General features: G+C 42.6%; 2 protein-coding genes. Both read left to right on the top strand.

The genetic code is table 11. The features are described 5' to 3' along the window. Positions 1-61 precede the first annotated feature (61 nt). Positions 62-1,210: a hypothetical protein gene (locus QUB37_RS29565; protein WP_333168790.1), complete on the top strand. Its 1,149-nt coding sequence runs from the start codon at positions 62-64 to the stop codon at positions 1,208-1,210. Between the two features lie 525 nt (positions 1,211-1,735). After that, positions 1,736-2,050, top strand: coding sequence for a hypothetical protein (locus QUB37_RS29560; protein ID WP_333168789.1), 315 nt, complete (start codon positions 1,736-1,738; stop codon positions 2,048-2,050). Positions 2,051-2,120 lie beyond the last annotated feature (70 nt).

Raw genomic sequence — 2,120 nt, 5'->3', positions numbered from 1 at the left:
TTAGCAGGCATTCACTTTTTCTGAATATCATTATGTTATATTATACCAATATGCGTTTTAAATGCACAACAGCTTAGATAGAGCAACCACTGACAGTCCCGGGATCGCTCTTTTGATTGACCGACTCGTTGAACAAGGCATTAGTGTAAAAATAGAACCCACCCCCGCAGGCGAATTAGGCATTAGCTACAAATTAGGCAATATTGCTTTTAGCGGCACTCATTTAGGCAAAGCTTACACCTTCAAGGGGCTGCAAAAATACAGAGGAGTCACTTACTCTGCTAATACTGACAGAAATGTGGAAGCCATTCCCCCATTGCAAGAGCGAGAATTGAACGAAAATTTGGAAACAGAAAACTCTAAACCAAATAGCGACGCGAACACTGATAGTGATGCTGATGACTGCGGCGAAATGAGGAACAGCAGCATCGAGAGCAATTCTTCACCAATATACTGGCAGAGTAACTCTAATATTGACAGACCAGAGCGAGAAGGAAGCAGCACAGAAACCGACAAAGATTCTCTAATCTCTGAATCAGAAGATGTAGGCAAACCCGACTCGCCCAACGATCGCGAAACATCGGGGTTCGACTCACTTAACTGGGAGTATGTACGAAGCAATTTGATAGAAAATGCTTGTCTGCCAGTCGAATTAATTGACCTGCTACACGACAGGGGATGGATAGACGCAGACAGCCTAAACCGCCCTGTATTCCAACTCCGCACTCTTGCAGGAGAGTACAGAGGAACCTGCACCTTAGACGCCAATGGAAAATTTTCCATTGACAGTCATGGGGGAGGCTCACATCAAGCAGGTTCCGACAGTGAAAAGGGAGTTTTCTGGATAGCGGTTCAAAACAATATTGAAAGAGCCATTATTGCCAGCAACCCGATAGAACTCCTGTCTGTAATTGCCTTAGATCCAGATTTCAATAATAAGCCGACTTTATACTTAAGCATTGATGCGGTTTCTTCGCTGCCAACCGACTTTCTTAAGGAAGTAGAAACTATAGTAGTCGGCTTCAAAGGAGATCGAGACGGCGATCGACTGTCAAAAGAAATTATTGAAACATTCCCTCAATCAAAGCGAATCAATCCAGGCTTTGCCGGCTGGAACGCAATCTTAGCATCTCAAGAGCCAGAAAACGAAAATGGTTTTAACGCTCGTGATGAAGCAATCGATCGCAATTTTGGCATAATTTTGGATTAATCAAAGCTCACTATTAGTATTTTACGCAGCTTTCATGGGGCCAGGAAACGATGACTGAAGTTGGGCGATAAACAAATTGCTTATTTCCAGCCATTTTCGACTTGTTTGAGCAGTAAAACCGTCGCTGCAACCCACCTCAAAACCAAACAATATGCTATTTGGAAAAGCTTTTTTTCCAAACCTGCGTGTCCAAGCCGTGAGTCAGCCTCTATTATCAGTAGTGTGAAAGAGTGGAAGCGCCACCTTAAAATTATGAATCTACGTCACTTACTTCTCTCGACTGCGCCCTAAATCTTCGTGCAACCAGCGAGAATGGAACTCTGCTTTGTTAGAAATAAGGGAAGGACTAAAAGCAGTGTATCTCCCAATTAAATTCAGCGATTTGCCATTGGTGAAGTGGCTGCTAGCGCAGCATTATGAATGGCTTGCTAACAAAAATTTTAATCTGAGAAATTTCCAACTATCATCATGAAACTGCATTCACCCATTTGCGATCTGCCAGGGTTAAGCCGAAGCAATTACAAAATGCTAGAAAGGCTGGGCCTTACAACTGTACGAGACTTACTGCTCTACTTTCCCCGTGATTACATCAAGTATCGGCGAGTAAAAATTTATCAGTTGAAAGTAGGCGATTCAGTCACGGTTGTAGGTAAAATTCAACATCAGGAAGTAGTCAGTCCGCCTAAAAATTCTAGGCTAACAATTCAGACTATTATTGTCAAGGACAGAACCGGTAAGATAGCCTGCAAGCGTTTCTTCAACCACCCGTACTATCAATCAAAAAAGTGGAGGAACGAGCAAGGCGCCACCTATGTTGCTGGAGGCATTGTTGCTAAGTAGTCAGACACAATTAATTACACAAATACATAGTAGAATGATATTTCCGGCAAAATTATGAGTTAATTACAGT

The organism is Microcoleus sp. AT3-A2, from assembly GCF_036705685.1.
GTDB lineage: Bacteria > Cyanobacteriota > Cyanobacteriia > Cyanobacteriales > Microcoleaceae > Microcoleus.
Note: the sequence above shows the minus strand (reverse complement) of the source record. Positions and strands in the feature narration are given on the sequence as shown.

Bases quoted from the DNA above. Each gene is read 5' to 3' on its own strand.
- QUB37_RS29560 (WP_333168789.1), top strand. From the start codon at position 1,736: ATGCTAGAAAGGCTGGGCCTTACAACTGTACGAGACTTACTGCTCTAC.
- QUB37_RS29565 (WP_333168790.1), top strand. From the start codon at position 62: ATGCACAACAGCTTAGATAGAGCAACCACTGACAGTCCCGGGATCGCT.